The sequence below is a fragment of the Planococcus sp. MB-3u-03 genome (assembly GCF_002833405.1).
Taxonomy (GTDB): domain Bacteria; phylum Bacillota; class Bacilli; order Bacillales_A; family Planococcaceae; genus Planococcus.
On sequence record NZ_CP025135.1, the window covers coordinates 2,921,422 to 2,939,815 of the forward strand.

An 18,394-nucleotide genomic window follows, 5' to 3' on the forward strand; every position below is an offset into this window, starting at 1 on the left:
CTGTCCGGTTTTATTTGTTTAGACCAATTGCTCTTTTTTCACGAGCATCGTGCCGTTTTTGGCTAATGATTCGTGCCATGAGAAAGCTTTCTCTAAGACGTGCGGCGTCTGGCCTCCGCGTGTCAGCGCTTCTTCGTAATACTCGCGCATTTGCGGGCGGTAGTCCGGGTGGACGCAGTTCTCGATAATGACTTCCACGCGCTGGCGTGGCGCCAGTCCGCGAAGGTCGGCATAGCCTTGTTCGGTGACAACTACATCGACGTCGTGCTCGGTATGGTCGACATGTGATGCGAATGGCACCACACTCGAAATCTTGCCGTCTTTTGCGGTTGATTTCGTGACGAAGATAGCAAGGCGCGCGTTGCGGGCGAAATCGCCTGAACCGCCGATGCCGTTCATCATTTTCGTACCGGAGACATGTGTCGAGTTGACGTTTCCGTACATATCGAACTCAAGTGCCGTGTTGATCGAGATCAAGCCGAGTCGACGCACGACTTCCGGATGGTTCGAGATTTCCTGCGGGCGCATAATGATCTTGTCGCGGTATTGGTCGAACTCACTGAATACCTGCTTCATCTTCGGCTCTGATAATGTAATCGAACAGCACGAAGCGAAATCCACTTTGCCGGCATCGATCAAATCGAAGACTGCATCTTGGAGCACTTCCGAATAGACTTCCAGGTTTTTGAATTCCGAATCAATCATGCCGTGAAGCACTGCGTTTGCGACGGAACCGATTCCGGATTGAAGCGGAGCTAGTTTTTCCGTCAGGCGGCCAGCTTCAATTTCGCTGCGGAAAAAGTTCAGCAAATGATCAGCCATGATTTTCGTGTCTTCATCCGGCGCTACGATGTTTGACGGGGAATCTTCCTGATGCGTAAAGACAATGCCGCGCACGCGCTCCATGTCGACCGGGATGCCTTTCGTTCCGATGCGCTGATCCACGGATGTCAACGGGATCGGGTCGCGCTCGCCTTGTTTGCCGGTATCGTAAATATCGTGGATGCCTTCAAACAGTTCAGGCTGGGCTGCATTGATTTCCACAATGATGTTTTTCGCGTGTTTCACAAAAACGGATGAGTTGCCGACAGAAGTTGTCGGGATGATCATGCCGTCTTCCGTGATTGACAAAGCTTCGACGATCGCGAAATCGATCGGCTCGATGACTCCTGAACGGATCCATTCTGCTGTATGCGATAAATGGTGATCAACGAAATACATGTCACCTGCATTGATCGCTTTGCGCATCGCCGGCTCTGCTTGGAACGGCAAGCGCTTGTTGACGATGCCCGCTTCTGCGAACAGGCGGTCGATGTCGGACCCGAGAGATGCCCCGGTGAAGACATTGACTTTGAAGCTTTCCGTTTTCGCGCGCTCAACAAGCGCATAAGGAACCGCTTTCACATCTCCCGCTCTTGTAAATCCGCTGAGCCCAAGTGTCATGCCATCTTGAATCCACGCAGCCGCTTCCTGGGCTGTAACAACTCGATCCTGCAATTCTGCCGCTTTGATCCGCTCAAGTTTCTTTTCCATTGTATCCACGCTCTCTTTCTGTATGTTTTTATCTAATATATGTCATTTTTTGAAGCGTTTTCATATTGACGAGTGATATTATATTTCTTCCATTAAAAAAGACAGGATGCAAAACACCCAATCTATTTGTCTGATTATTAGCTAATATTAACTTGTGACGAAACGAAAAAGGGAATATCCGAATGGAAGAGTGCATACCTTGGGTAAAACAGAAAATCGGCTGTCCGAGACAGCATTTTCATGCGCTCTCAGAAGCCGAGTAGTTTACGGAAATAGCTGGAATACGATTGGCTGACCGGCAAACGGTCTCCGTTATCCATAGCCAGCACGAATGTGGAATGGGTATCGGGATGAATTTCTTCTATATGGTGGACGTTGACGATAAACGACCGGTGGCAACGGATGAACGAATCTCTCGGCAGCAAATATTCGAATTCCTGCAGGGAGTTTTTATTCGTTCCGGAAAAATCCGCAGCGTGAACATGGGTTTTTCGGTCCTTCACTTCAAGGTAGCGTACATCGGTGAACGGAATCGGTTTCCAGCCATCCGGGCTTTTCACCGTCACGACCGACTTCCCTTCTGTGTAGGCCGGATAAATCGCCATGACACAGCCCGCGAGCACGCCGTCTTCTTCAAACGGCACCGCCATGCCGTGGTAAGGCACGCCGAACACTTCACGGTTGATGAATTCCGAGGCTTTTTGGCCGGTCGTCAAAGCTTTGTGGGCGATGGTGCCTTCACGCACTTTATCCCCTGCCTTGATTTTCAAATCAATGCGTTTGCTCGGACGGTAATAGGTATATTCTTCCATGTTAGAGACCGCTATCGAGACTTCATCGGAGAATAGCTCCCCCATCACATCCAATAGCGGGCCGGGTGTAATTTTTTCCATCGCGCATGGGCCTCCAGTAAAATTCAAGTGGTATTAGTATACATGACTTTGCATGAACAGAAAAGTTAGCTATAAGGCTGCCGCATCGGTTTCTTGGAAATTATGGCGATTTCTTTAACATCGTTCCGTCGCGCATGTATCTCGCATGCCAAGATAAAGCTTCATCGAGAACATGCGGCGTATGCCCGCCTTGAGCAATCGCCCTATTGAAATAATCCTGCAGTTGCGGACGATACTCCGGATCGACGCAATTCGCGACGATCCGCTCCGCTCGTTCGCGCGGTGCCAGATTGCGGATATCGGCAAAGCCGTGCTCTGTGACCAATACGTCTACATCATGTTCCGTGTGGTCGATATGGGAAGCAAACGGCACGACACAAGAAATTCGCCCATTTTTAGCGGTGGATTTGGTGACGAAAATGGCGAGCTGCGCATTGCGCCCGAAATCGCCCGATCCGCCGATGCCATTCATCATTTTGGTTCCGGCGATATGAGTCGAATTGACATTGCCGTATAAATCGAATTCCAAGGCGGTGTTAATGGAAATGAGGCCCAGACGCCGGATGATTTCTGGATGATTGGAGATTTCCTGCGGACGCAGCACCAAACGATCCCGGTAATTGCCGAAGTTTTGATAAATTCTTTCCATATAAGGCTTCGATAACGTAATTGCCGAAGCAGAAGCGAATAACGCCTTGCCGGAGTCGAGCAAATCGAATACCGCGTCTTGCAGCACTTCGGAATATAGTTCCAGCCCTTCAAATTCCGAATCGATCAAACCATGCAACACCGCATTCGCAACGGACCCGACACCCGATTGAAGCGGTGGCAAGTTTTTGCTCAAGCGGCCAGCCTGTACTTCGCCGCGCAGGAACGCAAGCAAATGGCCTGCCATGATATCCGTTTCCGCATCAGGCGGCTCGATCGGCGAGGGCGAATCCGATTGATCGGTCCAGACGATGCCTTTGACTTTCGACGGATCGATCGGGATGCCTTTCGTGCCGATGCGGTCCCGCGGCGAGACGAGCGGAATCGGTTGTCTCGATCCGACCGCTTGCGGTTCGTAGCAATCGTGGAGTCCTTCCAGTTCCAAGGGTTGTGCTGTATTGATCTCGATAATGAGCTGTTTCGCGTGGTGGGCGAATACCACCGAATTGCCGACGGAAGTGGTGGGGATCAATAAGCCGTCCTGCGTGATACCAAGCGCTTCGATAATGGCAAAATCCAGCGGGCCCGCAACTCCCCCTCGGATCCATTCAGCTGTTTGGGATAAATGATGATCCACAAACTGCACATCCCCCGAATTGATCGCAGAACGCATCAAAGGATCGGACTGATACGGCGCGCGTTTTCGCACGATGCCCGCTTGTGCGAAGCGCCCATCGATTCCGGAGCCGAGTGAAGCGCCGGTATAGACATCAATTTGAAACGGTTCTTCCTCTTGGCGCTGCGCCAAGGCATTTGGCACGGCTTTGGCGTCGCCTGCGCGCGTGAATCCGCTGAGCCCGACCGCCATGCCATCCTTTATCCAGGAGGCTGCCTGTTCAGCGCTAACTATCCGTTCATGCAAAGCCATTAGTTTAATTCGTTCGAGTCGTTGATCCATCGCCATTCCCTTCCCCCTTGTCGGTCTTGGATATTACCTTATACCCTTGAAGACACACTGCTCAACCCGTTTCGATTTTCAGCCGCCAAAAAAGAAAATCCATATACCGATTGCAAAGTGATTGACAAGCTTTGGAAGTATCCATAATATGGGGAAGTCAATATAACTGTCATGTGTACATATATAAGAAAGAAGGCACTCCAATGTCCAAAGACCAACGCAAAAAAATCCTGATTTTGATGATCAATATGTTCATCGCCATCGCCAGTTTCGGCATCATCATCCCGATCTTGCCGTCGTATCTCGTCTCCATCAACCAAGGCGGCATGGCAGCCGGCTTGATGATCGCCATCTTCGCTGCTGCCCAGTTCCTGTTCTCGCCGATCGCCGGTAAATGGGCGGACCAATACGGACGCCGCATCATGATCATCTGGGGCCTTGCAGGGCTGACCTTATCGATGTTCATATTCTATGCATCCGACTTTATCTGGGTGCTGTATTTCTCCCGCGTCATCGGAGGAATCGGCGCCGCTATGCTTGTGCCGGCCATTTTCGCGTATATCGCCGACATCACGACTTTCGACCAGCGTGCTAAAGGCACAAGCCTTGTGTCTGCGGCAATGTCACTCGGCATCGTCATCGGGCCGGGGATCGGCGGCTTTCTCGCCGATTATAGCCTGAAGCTGCCGTTTCTCGTGTCAGCGCTCGTGTCGCTCGCAGCGGTCCTGTTTTCCGTCTTTGTCCTGAAAGACAGCGACGCCGAAAAGGCGGATCCGGACCTCGCTTTAACGATGACGCAATCCGAATCAATGTTCAAAAAGATCGGGCGCTCGACTTCGGTCCCTTACTTTTTGCCGCTGGTCATCACACTGGTCATGAGCTTCGGCTTGCTCACGTACGAATCCGTTCTCGGGCTTTATCTCGACAATCAATTCAATTCCACCGCGAAAGACATTGCCTTCATGATCACCGCAACCGGTACGGTCAGTGTCATCGTTCAATTGTTCGTTGTTGACCGTATTGTCTCGCGCTTCGGTGAAATCGGCGTATTGATCACGTTCCTCGGCGTTGCAGCAGGCGGCTTTCTCGCCTCACTATTCGCGAACAGCTATGTCATGTTCTTCGGGGTATCGCTAATCATCTTCCTGGCGACATCAATTTTGCGCCCGGTCTTAAACACATTGATTTCCAAACTTGCAGAAGGCGAAGTCGGTTTTGCGATGGGCATGAACAATGCCTATATGAGCATCGGCAATGTCATGGGCCCGCTCCTGGCCGGCATCCTGTTCGACATCAACATTATTTTCCCGTTCATTCTCGGCCTCGTGCTGTTGTTGGCTACCCTCACCATTACAGCAGGCTGGCAGCGCTCAAGAGCCGCAAAACAGGTACGCGCTTTAGAACAATAAGCCGAAACTTCAACAACGCGTTACCGCCAAATAACTTTGTATCACTTTTATATTCAAAAAAGACAGTGCAGCCGATAAACTGCACTGTCTTTTTTCCATTTAAAGGATTTTCTTTAAGACCTCACGCTATGGAAAGGTGGGTTTTGTCTATAGATATGTTTTTTGTTGCCTTTTTCTGCTAATCAGAAAAGCCAATAACTTTACGCTGGAGATAGTTGGTTGTATAATCTTTGTATAACAAAAAACTACGGAATGAAGGTCATGCTATGTACAATATCAAAGCTGCTGCCAAAATACTCGACATGCCTAAAGTGACCATCCGTTCCTGGGAGACGCGCTATAATGCCATCACACCTGCGCGCACAGAATCGGGTCATCGCCTGTATTCCGACCAGAACTTGGAAGACTTGAAATGGCTGAAAATCCAAGTCCAGGAAAATGGCATGAAAATCAGTGAAGCTGTGAAGCAATTGCACGCTTCAAGGAAAAAGTTCTATCATCCGGAAGTTGCCGACTCCAATGAACCCGTTGAGTATGCTAAGCAAATTGAAGAACTGTACCAGGCCGCTGTAGAGATAGACATTGACCGTTTTAATTACCTGCTCGATTTGAAGTTCTCGCTGTTCCACCACCAGACCGTATTCTTTCACATCATCGCGCCGCTTATGGTAAGAATCGGTGCGGAATGGGAAAACGGCCAAATCAGCGTCGCACATGAACATATGATCACCAACATCATTCAGCAGCGTTTCAATCAATTTTTCCGCGTCTTCCCGGTGGCGCCACATTTGCCGAAAGTTCTGGCACTCAGCCCAAGCGGCGAGCATCACCAGCTCGGCTTGTTATTGTTCTCGCTGTTCCTTCGCGAAAACGGCTTCCATGTCGTCTACACGGGACCGGACACGCCGCTTGAGGGTCTTGCTGAAATGGTAGCCAAACAGGACTTCCAATTGGTCTGTATGTCAGTAATGACGCCAAAAAGTCGCCCAGTTGCAGAACAATATATAAAAGAACTTTCTGAAGCTACGCCGAATCTCCACTTTTTATTGGGAGGCCAGGGCATCGATTGCGAGGATGAAAAAATCAACCGCTATTGCATCGGCACCACACTCGAATCCTGGCAGCAGTGGCTCGACGGATTCAAAGCCGCCCGTACCTCTTAATCACACAGAAAAGCCATGTGCGAAGGAATCCTTCGCGCATGGCTTTTTTTTACTGACTATCGATTTCCTGGTATTGTTTCATGAACGGTCCGCTGTCCGCCACTTCAGAATGGTAAAGCGCCTTTAACGCAAAGCTTTTCTCAAGCTCCATTTCCTTCATCAATACCTTCAGCCGATTTTTCAGTTCCGGCTCCTGGTTGACCAGTTTCTCCATATTCGATTTAAAATAGCGCATCGTAATCCGCTCCTTTTCTTTTATTATAACACGGCAAAGCAAAGAAAAAGCGCATCCATCAACCGGATGCGCTTTTTTGATATCTCTGGGATTCTTGAATCGTGTTTTCCGAAGCTTAAACCGCCCGCTTTCCGTGGGCTCGCGCCCAAGCCTCCTCGGTTTGCGCTACTTTCGCTTCGCTCAAGCATCGCAAATGAATGAACTCGGCGACGCCTCGCTCATTCATTCCCTGCGGGGTCTCGGTCGTCTCGCTGATCCACCGGAGTCGGGCGGACGCTTCTCCAAACACTTAAAAAAATTATAGACTATTTGTCGTGTAAAATTAGTTGCTTTCTAATTTTAATGACTTGTTCAAAGCACTTAAAAAATATACGCTTTTCAACCAACCACGTGAAACACGTAATTGACGAAAAACAGACAAGCAATCACATAAAGAGCCGGGGAAACTTCACGCCATTTGCCGATCGCCACTTTCAGCACCGGATACAGGATAAACCCGATCGCAATGCCGTCCGCAATACTGTACGTAAACGGAATCAGCGCGATGATCAACAATGCCGGGAAGGTCTCGCTCATGTCCTTCATGTCGAGATTCTTGATATTCTGAAGCATCAACCCGCCGATGATGATTAGAATCGGCGCAATCGCGCTGTCGGGAATGATCTTGATCAGTGGAATGAAGAACGCTGCACCCATAAACAAAAAGCCTGCCGTCAGTGAAGTCAAACCGGTGCGTCCGCCAGCAGCCATCGCTGCCGCACTTTCCACACTGGCTACCGTCGGGCTCGTGCCGAGAAATCCTGAAGCCATCGTCGAGACCGACGTCGCCTGGAATGCACGCGAATATTTTTCCGGACGGCCGATGAAATTCACCTGTCCGTGGACGAGGCCAATGTTTTCAAACACCAAGACCATCGTCAGGGAAAATACCGCAACCCAGAACGTCGTCGACAAAAAATTGCCGAACGACATTGCACCGAACACCGCAAACGCTTCTGCCGTATTGACGCCCGGTTCGCTCAATTGGCTGAGATCGATCATGCCGAAGAAATACGCAATGACCGTTCCCAGTACAATGGTGATCAGAAAATTTCCCGGCACATTGCGGATGAATAAAATGATCGCGAGCAAAAACGTCACGACGGTCGACAGCACGAGCGGATCTGAAAGCGAACCGAGCGAAAGAATCGCACCGTCGCCTGGCGCTACAAGGCCGCCTTTCTCAAGACCTAACAGCATCAGAAATAGCCCGAGCCCAACCGTGATCGCTTCTTTCAGCGAATTCGGCACCGCCTCGCTGAGCATTTTCGAAAAGCGCGTAAATGCGACAAAGACGAAAATGACACCCGAGACGAAAACGACCGCAAGCGCTTCCTGCCAGCTAAGCCCCATCGACTGGACGAGCGTATAAGAGAACAATGCATTGATCCCCATGCCCGGAATGAGCAAGATGGGCGCATTGCCCCAAAAGCCCATCAATAACGCCCCGATGACGGAAGCGGCAATGGTGCCGATGATTGCGTACTCGATTGGCATGCCGGACTCCGATAAAATCAGTGAGTTGACGGCGATGATGTACACAACGGTGAAAAATCCGATCAAGCCGGCTGTCATTTCCCGCTTGATGGTCGTCCCGTTTTCGTTAAGACCGAAAAACCGGTCCATCCAATTTGCCATAAGACATACCTTCTATGAAATTAGCCCTCTCCCTACCCGCTCTGCCTAAAAATCAGGTGAGCCAAGATAGAAGTGTAATCTTAAAAAAAGCCGCTGTCAAGGCATTTCTCTTGAAAGGAAACGCGCGGATATGCAGTCACCTGCCTTCCGATTTCAAGAGGACGATTAAACCTTTTATTAAACAAAAAACCGCCTGTTCCCCGCTCATCACATTAGATGAAAAGGGGAACGGACGGTTTTAATTTGATCGAATATTGAGCTATTACTTAAACGAACATCCCTGCGATTGCCGCACTCAAGAGCGACGCAAGCATACCCGCTGCAATGGCACGCATGCCAAGGCGAGCGATATCCGGGCGGCGGCTTGGCGCCATTGCACCGAGGCCGCCGAGAAGGATGGCGAGTGAGCTGAAGTTAGCAAATCCGCAAAGCGCGAAACTGACGATGATGACCGTTTTCGGAGACAAGTTCGCAATTTCCGGAGCGAATGCCGTATACGCGACAAACTCGTTCAATACGAGCTTCTGCCCGATATAGCTACCAGCTTGTACAGCTTCTGCCCACGGCACGCCGATCGCGAACGCAAGCGGTGCGAAGATATAGCCGAGAATGCCTTGGATGGTGATGTTTTCAGCACCGAACCAGCCACCGATGCCGCCAAGGACACCGTTTGCCAATGCGATCAGCGCGATAAACGCAAGAAGCATCGCCCCGACGTTCAAGGCCAGCTGAAGGCCGTCAGAAGCCCCGCGTGCAGCTGCATCGACGACGTTGACTGAACGATCGTCTTTCTCCATGACAAACTCTTTTTCTTCGATTTCTTCCTGTTCCGGGATCATGATTTTCGCCATGATCAAGCCGGCAGGTGCCGCCATGAAGCTGGCAGCGAGCAAGTATTCAAGTGGGACACCGAGGAGTGCATAGCCTGCGAGTGTAGAACCCGCAACCGATGCAAGGCCCCCAGTCATGACCGCGAACAATTCGGACTTGGTCATGTTCGGAAGGAACGGGCGGACGACAAGCGGCGCTTCCGTCTGGCCGACGAAGATATTGGCCGATGCCGAAATCGACTCCGCTTTACTTGTGCCAAGCAGCTTCGCTAGCGCCCCGCCGAGTATGCGGATAATGAATTGCATGATACCCAAATAATAAAGTACAGAAATTAAAGATGAGAAGAAAATGATGATCGTCAACACTTGGAAAGCGAAGACGAAACCGAATCCTTCTGTATCCGCTGCAGGACCGAAGACAAACGCGATCCCTTCACCAGCATAGTTGATGATGTTTTGTACGCCTTGCGACAATCCGAGCAAAGCTTGTCTGCCAAGTTCCCATTCCAACACCATGAACGCAAACGTAATCTGTATGGCCAATCCGCCGAGAATCGTCCGCGGCTTGATGGATTTTTTCCCATCAGAGAACAAGAAAGCGATTCCAAGAACGACGATGATACCGAAGATGCCCCACAATAAATTCACAACTTCACCTCATTAAAAGTAGTTTTATCAGAAAATTGAACAAGTTTTTATCATTCATTGTCTGTCGTCAGACATCTTACCAAATCTAAAAGGAGAAGTAAATGCACATATTGTGACATCTTCCACTTATCCTTCGCCTTGCTCCTGGGCGTTTGGATTTTTCATAAAGAACGCCAATACGATACCAATGGCACTCAATGCACCTGTCACCATGAACGAAATATTGACGCCTCGGATCAGCCCTTCTACGCCGTAGCGGTCCGGGTCGAGCGCCGCACTGGTCATGATCGTCACCAGCAGCGCCGTGCCGATCGAGCCCGACACTTGCCGCATCGTGTTGCTCATCGCCGTACCATGTGGAATGAGATGGTCTGGCAATTGATTGAGCCCCGCTGTCGTGACGGGCATCATGACGAGTGCGACACCGAACATGCGGATGGCGTGCATGACAGTCAAATAAACAAATGCCGTCTCGGCCGTCAGCATCGTGAACTGGAAAGTCGAACCGGTGACGATCGACAGCCCGGCAACCGCCAGCCATTTGCCGCCAACTTTGTCGAAAATACGGCCCGCAATCGGGTTCATGAGCCCCATGATGATCGCACCCGGCAGCAGCATGAGCCCTGATTCAAGAGCGGTAAATCCGTGCATGTCCTGCATATAGATCGGCAAGATCGTGGCACTGCCGATCATCGTGACAAAGACGATGATGCTGAGGATGGTCGTCAGCGTAAATAAGCCGTATTTAAAGACGCGGAATTCCAGGATCGGCTGCTTGAGCCTGCCCTGCCGGCGGATGAAGAACCATAAAGCGACAGCCCCGATACCGATCGATGCGATGACTGAAACGCTGCCCCAGCCGGCTGCCCCCGCACTCGAGAAGCCGTACAGCAAGCCGCCGAACCCTAAGGTCGACAACATAATCGACAAAATATCGATTTTCGGGAAAGTCCGTTCCGTCACATTGCGCAGGAAGAAATACGCCAGCACCAAATCAATGAGCGCAATCGGAATGACGATATAGAACAAAGATCGCCACGGGTATTGACCGACCAAATAACCGGATAAGGTCGGGCCGATCGCCGGCGCGAAGGAAATGATCAAGCCGAACATGCCCATCGCCTGCCCGCGCTTTTCAATCGGGAAGATGACGAACAACACCGTCTGTGCGAGGGGCATCATGATGCCGGCACCCGATGCCTGGACGATGCGCCCGACCATCAAAGTCGCAAAGCCGGGTGCGAGCGCAGAGATGATCGTGCCGGTGGCGAATAAGCCCATTGCGACAAAAAACAAATGGCGTGTCGTGTATTTATTGATTAAAAAAGCCGTGATCGGGATCATGACGCCGTTGACGAGCATGAATACCGTCGTCAGCCATTGCGCCGTGTTGGCGGTGATGTCCAGATCTTCCATAATATGCGGCAAAGCGGTGGCAAGCAGCGTTTGGTTGAGTATCGCCACAAACACGCCGGCCATCAATACCGCGAGCAACGGCTTCCTATGCCGCGCTTCTAATTCCAATGTCCCCAAGCGCATCGCCCCCTTTTCTCAAAAATTGCCCTTTCTCTCCTGCTTACCCCATCAGGCAAGCTTTACTCAGCCCTGCCAAAAAACAAAAAGCCGCAAAGTCCGAAGACCCTGCAGCTTTCCATCAGGCGGCTTGTTTCTTCTCTTTGCGCGCGATGACGATGCGATGGAATAGAAGATACAGCGCCGGAATCATGACCAATGTGAACAACCCGGAGAACGTGAGCCCCGCAATGATTGTCACGGCCAGTGGTTCAAACAAAGGGTCGCCGGAAAATGCGACCGGCAACAAGGCCACAATCGAAGTCAGGGACGTCAGCACGATCGGCTTGATGCGCGCATATCCTGATTCGATGATCGCTTCTTCGATGTTGAAATCTCCTGTCAGGCGGCGCGCTTCGACAAAGTCGATGAGCACGACCGCGTTCCGGACGACAATCCCCGTCAAGGAGACGATCCCCATGACGCCAAGGAAGCTGAGCGGCGTCTGTGTCAGGAACAATCCGAGAATTGCGCCCGAAATGCCGAGATACACGGCAATCAACACGAGGAACGGCAAGCCGAACGACTTGAACTGGAACGCGATAACCAGGTAAACCAGCAACAGCACAACCAGGAACAAGATGCCGATTTCAGCGAAGAATGCTTCCTGATCGGAGTTTTCGCCGCCAGTCGACAGTTCATAGCCGGCCGGCAAGTCGGCGCGTGCATTATCGACGACATCGAGCATTTGCGCTTCGAAATCATCCGCTTCACCGAACGCACGGAGCGTGATGGCACGGTCTCCTGATTTATGCGGCACTTGTGCAAGCGCCGTCGTTTCCTGTGCCGTCAATAGCTCGTCCAGCCCGATCAATTCAGGCGGCCCTGGCTGTGCGGCAGCAGGTGGTCCCGCTTCGCCGCCGGCTTCATCGCCGCTCGCAGCAGAACTGGATGCTGGCAAACTGAAGTCAGCGAGGTCGATCGGTTCGCCTTCTGTGATGCCTGCTTGCTTCAAGACGACTTCGTAAGGCGTTTGCCCTTCATACAATGTATAGAGCGGGACGCCTTGCGTCAGAAGCTGCAATTGATTGGTGACCGTCGACAAGGCAATGCCATTGTCTTCAAGCGTCTCCTGCTCCGGCACATATTCAATCGCCGGTACGGCAGCCCCGAGGTTATCGGTCACGACGGTCGCACCGTTTGCGAGCATCTCTTCTTCGAGCGTGTCACGCAGCGCTGCGAGTTCATTGATATCTTCACCGGTCGCTGTCACGGTCACCGGTGCACCAACCGGCGGCCCTTGGACAATCGTATCGAGGAAGATTTCTGCATTGGGGTAACGTTCGCGAAGTTCCGGTTCCCATTTATCGATAAACGCAGATGCGGAAGTCGCTTCACGGTCGACACGGAACGCTACTTGGCCCGTGTTGGCGCCTGTATTGTCCATGGATGAAGCAAAGAGGTTCGGCAGGCCTTCACCGGTGAAAACCGCGGTTTCGTTGACATTGCCGTCTTCCTGCGCCACTTCCTGTGTTACTTCACGGATGAACGCATCGGTTTCTTCAATGGTTGTGCCTTCCGCGAGACGCACGTTCATCGTCACTTCTTCACGGTCCGCTTCAGGGAAGAATTCGAACGGCGTGAACAAGGCGAGCGAAAGCAGCGCCGTTGCAATCACCAATCCGCCGATTCCTGTTAGCCAAGGGCGTTTCATGACGCCTTTCAGCACTTTTCCGGAATATACTTGCGCAAGCTTTTCAAGCGGCTTGCCAAGGAAGCCCGGCGTATCGGAAATTTTTCGTTTTTTGCGTTTCGTGCGCAAATATTGCATCATCGGCACAAGCGTAATCGACAATACCGTCGAAGCCAAGATGGTGGTAATCAAAATACTCGGCAGTGCTTTAATGAACGCACCGTTTCCGCCGGATAATAATAGCAGCGGAGAGAACGTAACGACAATCGCCAAACTGGACGACACAATCGACGGATAGACTTCCCGAACGCCATTGATGGCCCCTGCCATTGCATTGTCGCCGAGCTTATAGCGGCGCTGGATATTATCGTTGACGACGATGCTGTCATCGACCAATATCCCGATCGCGATGATCAACCCGATGACGGAAATCTGGTTCAAATCGACGCCGAGCGATGGAATCGGGATGAAGCCGATCAAGACGGAAGCAAGCACCGTCAGCGCTACGGCAAACGCACCGTACAGCGTCAGCCCCGCAGTCGTGACGACCAATACCGCGAGCACCGCGATCAAGAGCGAAATATAAAGCGAGCTGAAAATCTCGTTGACGTTTTCAGCCTGTGACACATAGCGTTCAGCCGAGACGCCCGCAGGCAAGTCTTCATTGAAGCTTTCGATTACTTCGCTGACGCGGTCATCGACAGACGGCACATCCTGACCTGTCTGCAAAAAGACCGTATAGGAAATCGCCGGCTCGCCTTCGAACGTGACGATATCTTCCGCCGGAACTTCAGCCAATTCGACCGATGCTACATCAGCAAGCGGAACAGCTGCTTGGCCAACCTGAAGCTCACGCAGTTTTTCGATGCCTTGGCTTTGCTGCACGGTCAAGACGAATTGCTGCTCGCCGTCGCTATGGGTGCCAAGAGACAGCGGCTGATTCGCTTGCTGCAGGCTTTCAAGCACTTCGAATGGCTGCAATTGATTTTCTGCGAGTGCATCCCCATCGAGTTCGATGACAACCTGCTCGCCGTTCAATCCTTTGATTTGCGTACCGGCTACGCCGGATACCGCTTCCACTTCATCCGAGAGATCCGCAAGCGGCCCTTCGAGTTCAGCAAGTTCCGCTTCATCCCCGTAGAACATATAGGAAACCAGCGGGAAAGTCAGGTCCAGCTTTTCAACGCTGATGTCCTGGGCCTGGTCCGAGAAACTGCCGGCTGCGCGCTGTGCCTGCTGCTGAATCGTATTGATCAAGCCCTCAGGTTCAACACCGTCTTCGATTTCCAGTGTAATGATGGAAGCCGAATTCGCTGAAATGGAATCCATCGACGCGATTCCGTCAATGCTCTGCATCTGTCTTTCAATCGGATTCGTAATGCTCGTTTCCACTTCTTCCGGCTCTGCGCCTGGCAAGATCGTGGAGACTAGCACAAGCCCTGGAGGCGTTTCGGGAATTTCACGCTGCGGCAAAGTCAGGAAAGTGTAAACCCCGACCAGCATGAGGATCAAAATCAAAAAGATGAATAATTTACTGCGCTCGAGTATGTACTGCATAAGGATTATCTCCCTCCGATTATTGTATAACTATTGTATAACCGGAAATCAGAAAGCACCACTTTAAACACTCAAAAACCGGCCGAAAATTTTCGGCCGGTTCTCGTTTAAACTTTTTCAGGACGCCGCTGTTTCAGGAAGTACGCTCCGATAAACATCAAGAGCGGCGGCAAGATGCTCAATTTGAACACCCAGCTGTCATCTCCCATAAAGATCAGGCCCATCGGCAAAAGTGATGCAAGCCCTCCCCAAAACAACGCTTTCCACGATCTTTTCCAAACTCCGTACAATCCGAGCAGCAGTGCAGCAATCACCAGCGACCACAACAAGATCCCCATCAACAGGAAATCCATCTCCATGCGCCTCCGTTCGGTTTTATACTTTAGTTATACTCCTTTTCTGATAAAATCATTCATTAAGAGTACTTTTTACATTTTATGCGGGCATCTAGAATTAAAAAGCTTCCACCTAAATTTTGGGAAGCTTTTCCTATTAGAAGAATAAGTGGAGTCTCGAAGTGTTTGGAGAAGCGTCCGCTCGGAACCCCTGGCTGCTCAATAATGCTGCGCATTACTTTCGCAAAGATAAGTTCTCCCGTAGGTCGACCTTATCTCTTCCTGTGGATTAGCGAGACGACCGAGACCCGCAAGGAATGAATGAGCGAAGCTAAGCTGAGCTCATTCATTTGCGACGCATCTGCCACGCAGATGGGAGCACAAGGGTTTCACAGCGACTGAGGAGGCTTGGGCGCGAGCCCACGGAAAGCTAGCGGTAAGCTTCGGAAAACACGGTTTCAGGAGTTTCTCCACATCTAATTATAAGTTTTCGAAAACAGCCGCAGAACGTCCGCGCCGCCGATGAATGTGCCGAGCGAACTGCCGAGATTGGTCAATACGATAACCAGCAAGACACGCGTCACTTTATTGTCCCAAAAGCCTTTTACGGTGAACACGTCTTTCGACAAAGTATCGAAATCCCCGACATTCGGCCGGCGGACAAAGGCTTGTGTGAGCCCCGAAAACCAGCCAGCCGCAACGAGCGGATTGAGCGATGAAATCGGCGCGGCGACAAAGGCAGTGAGGATCGCAAGCGGATGGCCGAATGCGACCGCGGCACCGATTGCGGCAAGCGTGCCGTTCCAAAGAATCCAGCTGATCGCCTGATCAAAGCCCGCTGCCGGATTTGCATAAAACGTATAGGCAATGATCGACAAGATGAGCAGCGGAATGGCCCAGCCGATGATCTTCGGCCATTTCGATTTCTTTGGCACTTCGTTGAGCGCCTTCAAATCCTGCTCTTGGTGGATTTCGCGTGTGATGCCCGGAATATGCGCGGCACCGAGAACGGCGACGACCCTATTCCCGGGAGCTTCTTTGATTTTCTGCGCCAAATACTGGTCGCGTTCGTCGATGAGCGGCTTTTTGATGCGCGGGAAGGCTTTGGTGAAATCGTCCATCACCGCGTTCAATGTATCCTGTTGCTTCATCTTCTCCAGTTCCTCTTCGGAAATCGATTCCTTGCTGAAAATGCTGAAGAACACAGAAGAAATGAGCTGGACCTTGCCCATCAGCCCGATATTGCCCCAGATGCGCGAAAAGGTCACTTGGATATTGCGGTCGGCAAGGACCAGCTCTGCTCCGGTCTCTTCTGCTGAACGGATGCCCTGGATCATTTCAGATCCAGGCTTGATGCCGAATTGGTCAGCCAAACGATTCTGGAACGAGGAAATGGCCAAGTTCATCAATAACAGGCTCGCCTTCTTATCCTTGATGATTTTGAAGATATCGGTTTCTTTCCATTTCTTATCCTGCATGACCGATTCATAGCGCTGTGCATCGAGTTCGATGCACACCGAATCCGGCCGTTCGCGTTCGACGACTTCCTTTACTTGCTCTGCGCTCAGTTTGGACACATGCGCGGTGCCGATTAGAATCAATTGTTTGCCGTCCACTTCGAGACGGGTGATATTGTCTTCCGTCATTATTTCTTGTGTCATGAGTGTACTTCCTTCATAGAATAGGATTTCTTCTTCATTTACAGTTGCCGATGAAAAAGACTGTCTATTCTTTATAATGAATCACCAAGCGCAAAATATCAATCTTTTCGAAAGCTTATAATTCCGGTGCATTGAAGGTATTGCCATCATTCAAATCACCGGCTCGGAAGCCTTTGTAGAACCATTCTTTCCGCTGTTCGGATGTGCCATGCGTAAAGCTTTCCGGAACGGCGTAGCCGCGCGTCCGCTTCTGGATCGTGTCATCACCGACCGCACTGGCTGCGTTCAAAGCTTCTTCCAGGTCGCCTTCTTCCAAATAGCCCATGCCTTGAGCATGATGCGCCCAGACGCCCGATAAATAATCCGCCTGCAATTCCAGGCGCACTTGCAATTGGTTGTATTCGGTTTCGCTCAGCTGATTGCGCGCCTGCTGGACATCCCCGAGCACGCCAAGAAGGTTCTGCACGTGATGGCCGACTTCATGCGCGACGACATACGCCATCGCAAAATCACCAGGTGCATTGAACTGGCGCTCGAGCTCATCGTAAAAGCTTAAATCGATATACAGCTTGGAATCCGCCGGGCAGTAAAATGGCCCCGTCGCAGAGCCGGCCATGCCGCAAGCTGACTGGACGCTTCCAGAAAACAGCACCAAAGTCGGCTCAACATACTCCATGCCTTCTTCAGCGAACACTTCCGCCCAAACCTCTTCCGTATCTGCGAGGACGACCGATACGAAATCGGCAAGTTCTTCTTCCCGCTCACTTGCCACATACGGTTCCGAAGTAGAAGCTCCTCCGCCATCGCCGAGTATCGCTCCTGGGTCGCCCCCGAGAAACGTGATCAACAGGACAATCAGCAAGCCGCCGATCCCGCCGCCGGCAAGAACCGGCCCGCCAACACCGCGCCCTCTCCTGTCTTCTACATTCCTGCTGCCCGCTCGTCCTTTCCATTTCATAACCGAAACCCTCTTTCCGCATTCATTTTTATAAAGCTATACCCGTTTCACCGGAAACTTTAATCCCATCTCGGCAAGCGGTAGACCAAAAATCGTTCGCGCGGATCTTCCGCTTCAACTGGAAGCTCAATGTCACCGGTCAATTCAAAAGCGGTGCGGCGTTCGAGGAAATCGGTATACTCGAGTGCGGGATAAAATAAAATTACTTCGACTTCCCGGGGATGATCGGCTACTGATGCCAAAATCTTATCTATTACCGTCATGAACACCGGATCGGAAAACGGATTGAAAAAATAAAACCAGCGATCTTCCGGATGGATTTCATAATCCTGTGCGTAGCCGTTGATGAATTCGATGTCCGCCTTCCCCTTAAAGCGCTGTAAATTCCGCAGCGCGGCTTCGTGCAGCGATGGGTCGACTTCCACTCCCGCTGACGGCGTCCCGAATACACGATGCGCAAAAAAGTTCAAGCGTCCTTTGCCGCTGCCGAAATCGACCAGCCTGCCGCTGCCCTTAAGCGGATGCGCCTTGAACAATCTATCCAGCCACGCATAGGGCGTCACTTCGAAACGGTGCTCATGCATCGACGCATTAAAGCCCATTTGTTCGCCACCGGTTTGGATATTCAATTGCCGGTCCATTTGATGATCGTCCATCTGATTGCCTCCTTTTATCCAGTGAGAT

General features: G+C 51.3%; 14 protein-coding genes. 2 read left to right on the forward strand and 12 right to left on the reverse strand.

Annotation, left to right across the window (positions count from 1 at the left end; genetic code table 11):
• Positions 1-18: 18 nt before the first annotated feature.
• From CW734_RS15850 to CW734_RS15860, 3 genes are all read right to left on the reverse strand, one after another.
• The gene (locus CW734_RS15850; protein WP_101191719.1) at positions 19-1,533 is read right to left on the reverse strand and encodes a succinyl-CoA:acetate CoA-transferase ScpC; all 1,515 of its coding nucleotides are present in this window, start codon (positions 1,531-1,533) and stop codon (positions 19-21) included.
• 248 nt (positions 1,534-1,781) lie between these two features.
• Positions 1,782-2,426, reverse strand: coding sequence for a LytTR family DNA-binding domain-containing protein (locus CW734_RS15855; RefSeq protein ID WP_101191721.1), 645 nt, complete (start codon positions 2,424-2,426; stop codon positions 1,782-1,784).
• A 100-nt stretch (positions 2,427-2,526) separates the two neighbouring features.
• Entirely contained in the window at positions 2,527-4,032 is a 1,506-nt protein-coding gene (locus CW734_RS15860; protein ID WP_101192230.1) for a succinyl-CoA:acetate CoA-transferase ScpC, read from the reverse strand.
• Positions 4,033-4,235: 203 nt separating this feature from the next.
• Between CW734_RS15860 and CW734_RS15865 the strand changes: the two genes are divergently transcribed.
• Together CW734_RS15865 and CW734_RS15870 are read left to right on the forward strand one after the other, a co-directional pair.
• The gene (locus tag CW734_RS15865; RefSeq protein ID WP_101191723.1) at positions 4,236-5,441 is read left to right on the forward strand and encodes an MFS transporter; all 1,206 of its coding nucleotides are present in this window, start codon (positions 4,236-4,238) and stop codon (positions 5,439-5,441) included.
• Between the two features lie 266 nt (positions 5,442-5,707).
• Positions 5,708-6,604 carry a MerR family transcriptional regulator gene (locus tag CW734_RS15870; protein ID WP_101191725.1) on the forward strand — a complete coding sequence of 299 codons (897 nt, stop codon included), beginning with the start codon at positions 5,708-5,710 and terminating at the stop codon, positions 6,602-6,604.
• A gap of 49 nt (positions 6,605-6,653) precedes the next feature.
• Here CW734_RS15870 and CW734_RS15875 read toward each other — a convergent pair whose 3' ends face one another.
• The 9 genes from CW734_RS15875 to CW734_RS15920 form a co-directional block, all read right to left on the reverse strand.
• On the reverse strand, positions 6,654-6,839 hold the full coding sequence (locus tag CW734_RS15875; RefSeq protein ID WP_101191727.1) for a hypothetical protein: 186 nt from the start codon (positions 6,837-6,839) through the stop codon (positions 6,654-6,656).
• 378 nt (positions 6,840-7,217) lie between these two features.
• Positions 7,218-8,516 carry an NCS2 family permease gene (locus CW734_RS15880; protein WP_101191729.1) on the reverse strand — a complete coding sequence of 433 codons (1,299 nt, stop codon included), beginning with the start codon at positions 8,514-8,516 and terminating at the stop codon, positions 7,218-7,220.
• 266 nt (positions 8,517-8,782) lie between these two features.
• Positions 8,783-9,994 carry a NupC/NupG family nucleoside CNT transporter gene (locus CW734_RS15890; RefSeq protein ID WP_101191733.1) on the reverse strand — a complete coding sequence of 404 codons (1,212 nt, stop codon included), beginning with the start codon at positions 9,992-9,994 and terminating at the stop codon, positions 8,783-8,785.
• A 126-nt stretch (positions 9,995-10,120) separates the two neighbouring features.
• Entirely contained in the window at positions 10,121-11,473 is a 1,353-nt protein-coding gene (locus CW734_RS15895; protein WP_442956975.1) for a DHA2 family efflux MFS transporter permease subunit, read from the reverse strand.
• Between the two features lie 175 nt (positions 11,474-11,648).
• Entirely contained in the window at positions 11,649-14,756 is a 3,108-nt protein-coding gene (locus CW734_RS15900) for an efflux RND transporter permease subunit (protein ID WP_101191737.1), read from the reverse strand.
• Positions 14,757-14,863: 107 nt separating this feature from the next.
• Positions 14,864-15,109, reverse strand: a complete 246-nt coding sequence (locus CW734_RS15905) for a hypothetical protein (RefSeq protein ID WP_101191739.1) — start codon at positions 15,107-15,109, stop codon at positions 14,864-14,866.
• Positions 15,110-15,567: 458 nt separating this feature from the next.
• The gene (locus CW734_RS15910) at positions 15,568-16,737 is read right to left on the reverse strand and encodes a TraB/GumN family protein (RefSeq protein ID WP_101192231.1); all 1,170 of its coding nucleotides are present in this window, start codon (positions 16,735-16,737) and stop codon (positions 15,568-15,570) included.
• Positions 16,738-16,867: 130 nt separating this feature from the next.
• Entirely contained in the window at positions 16,868-17,710 is an 843-nt protein-coding gene (gene ypfJ / locus CW734_RS15915; RefSeq protein WP_101191741.1) for a KPN_02809 family neutral zinc metallopeptidase, read from the reverse strand.
• A 59-nt stretch (positions 17,711-17,769) separates the two neighbouring features.
• Positions 17,770-18,366 carry a class I SAM-dependent methyltransferase gene (locus CW734_RS15920; RefSeq protein ID WP_101191743.1) on the reverse strand — a complete coding sequence of 199 codons (597 nt, stop codon included), beginning with the start codon at positions 18,364-18,366 and terminating at the stop codon, positions 17,770-17,772.
• Between the last annotated feature and the right edge of the window lie 28 nt (positions 18,367-18,394).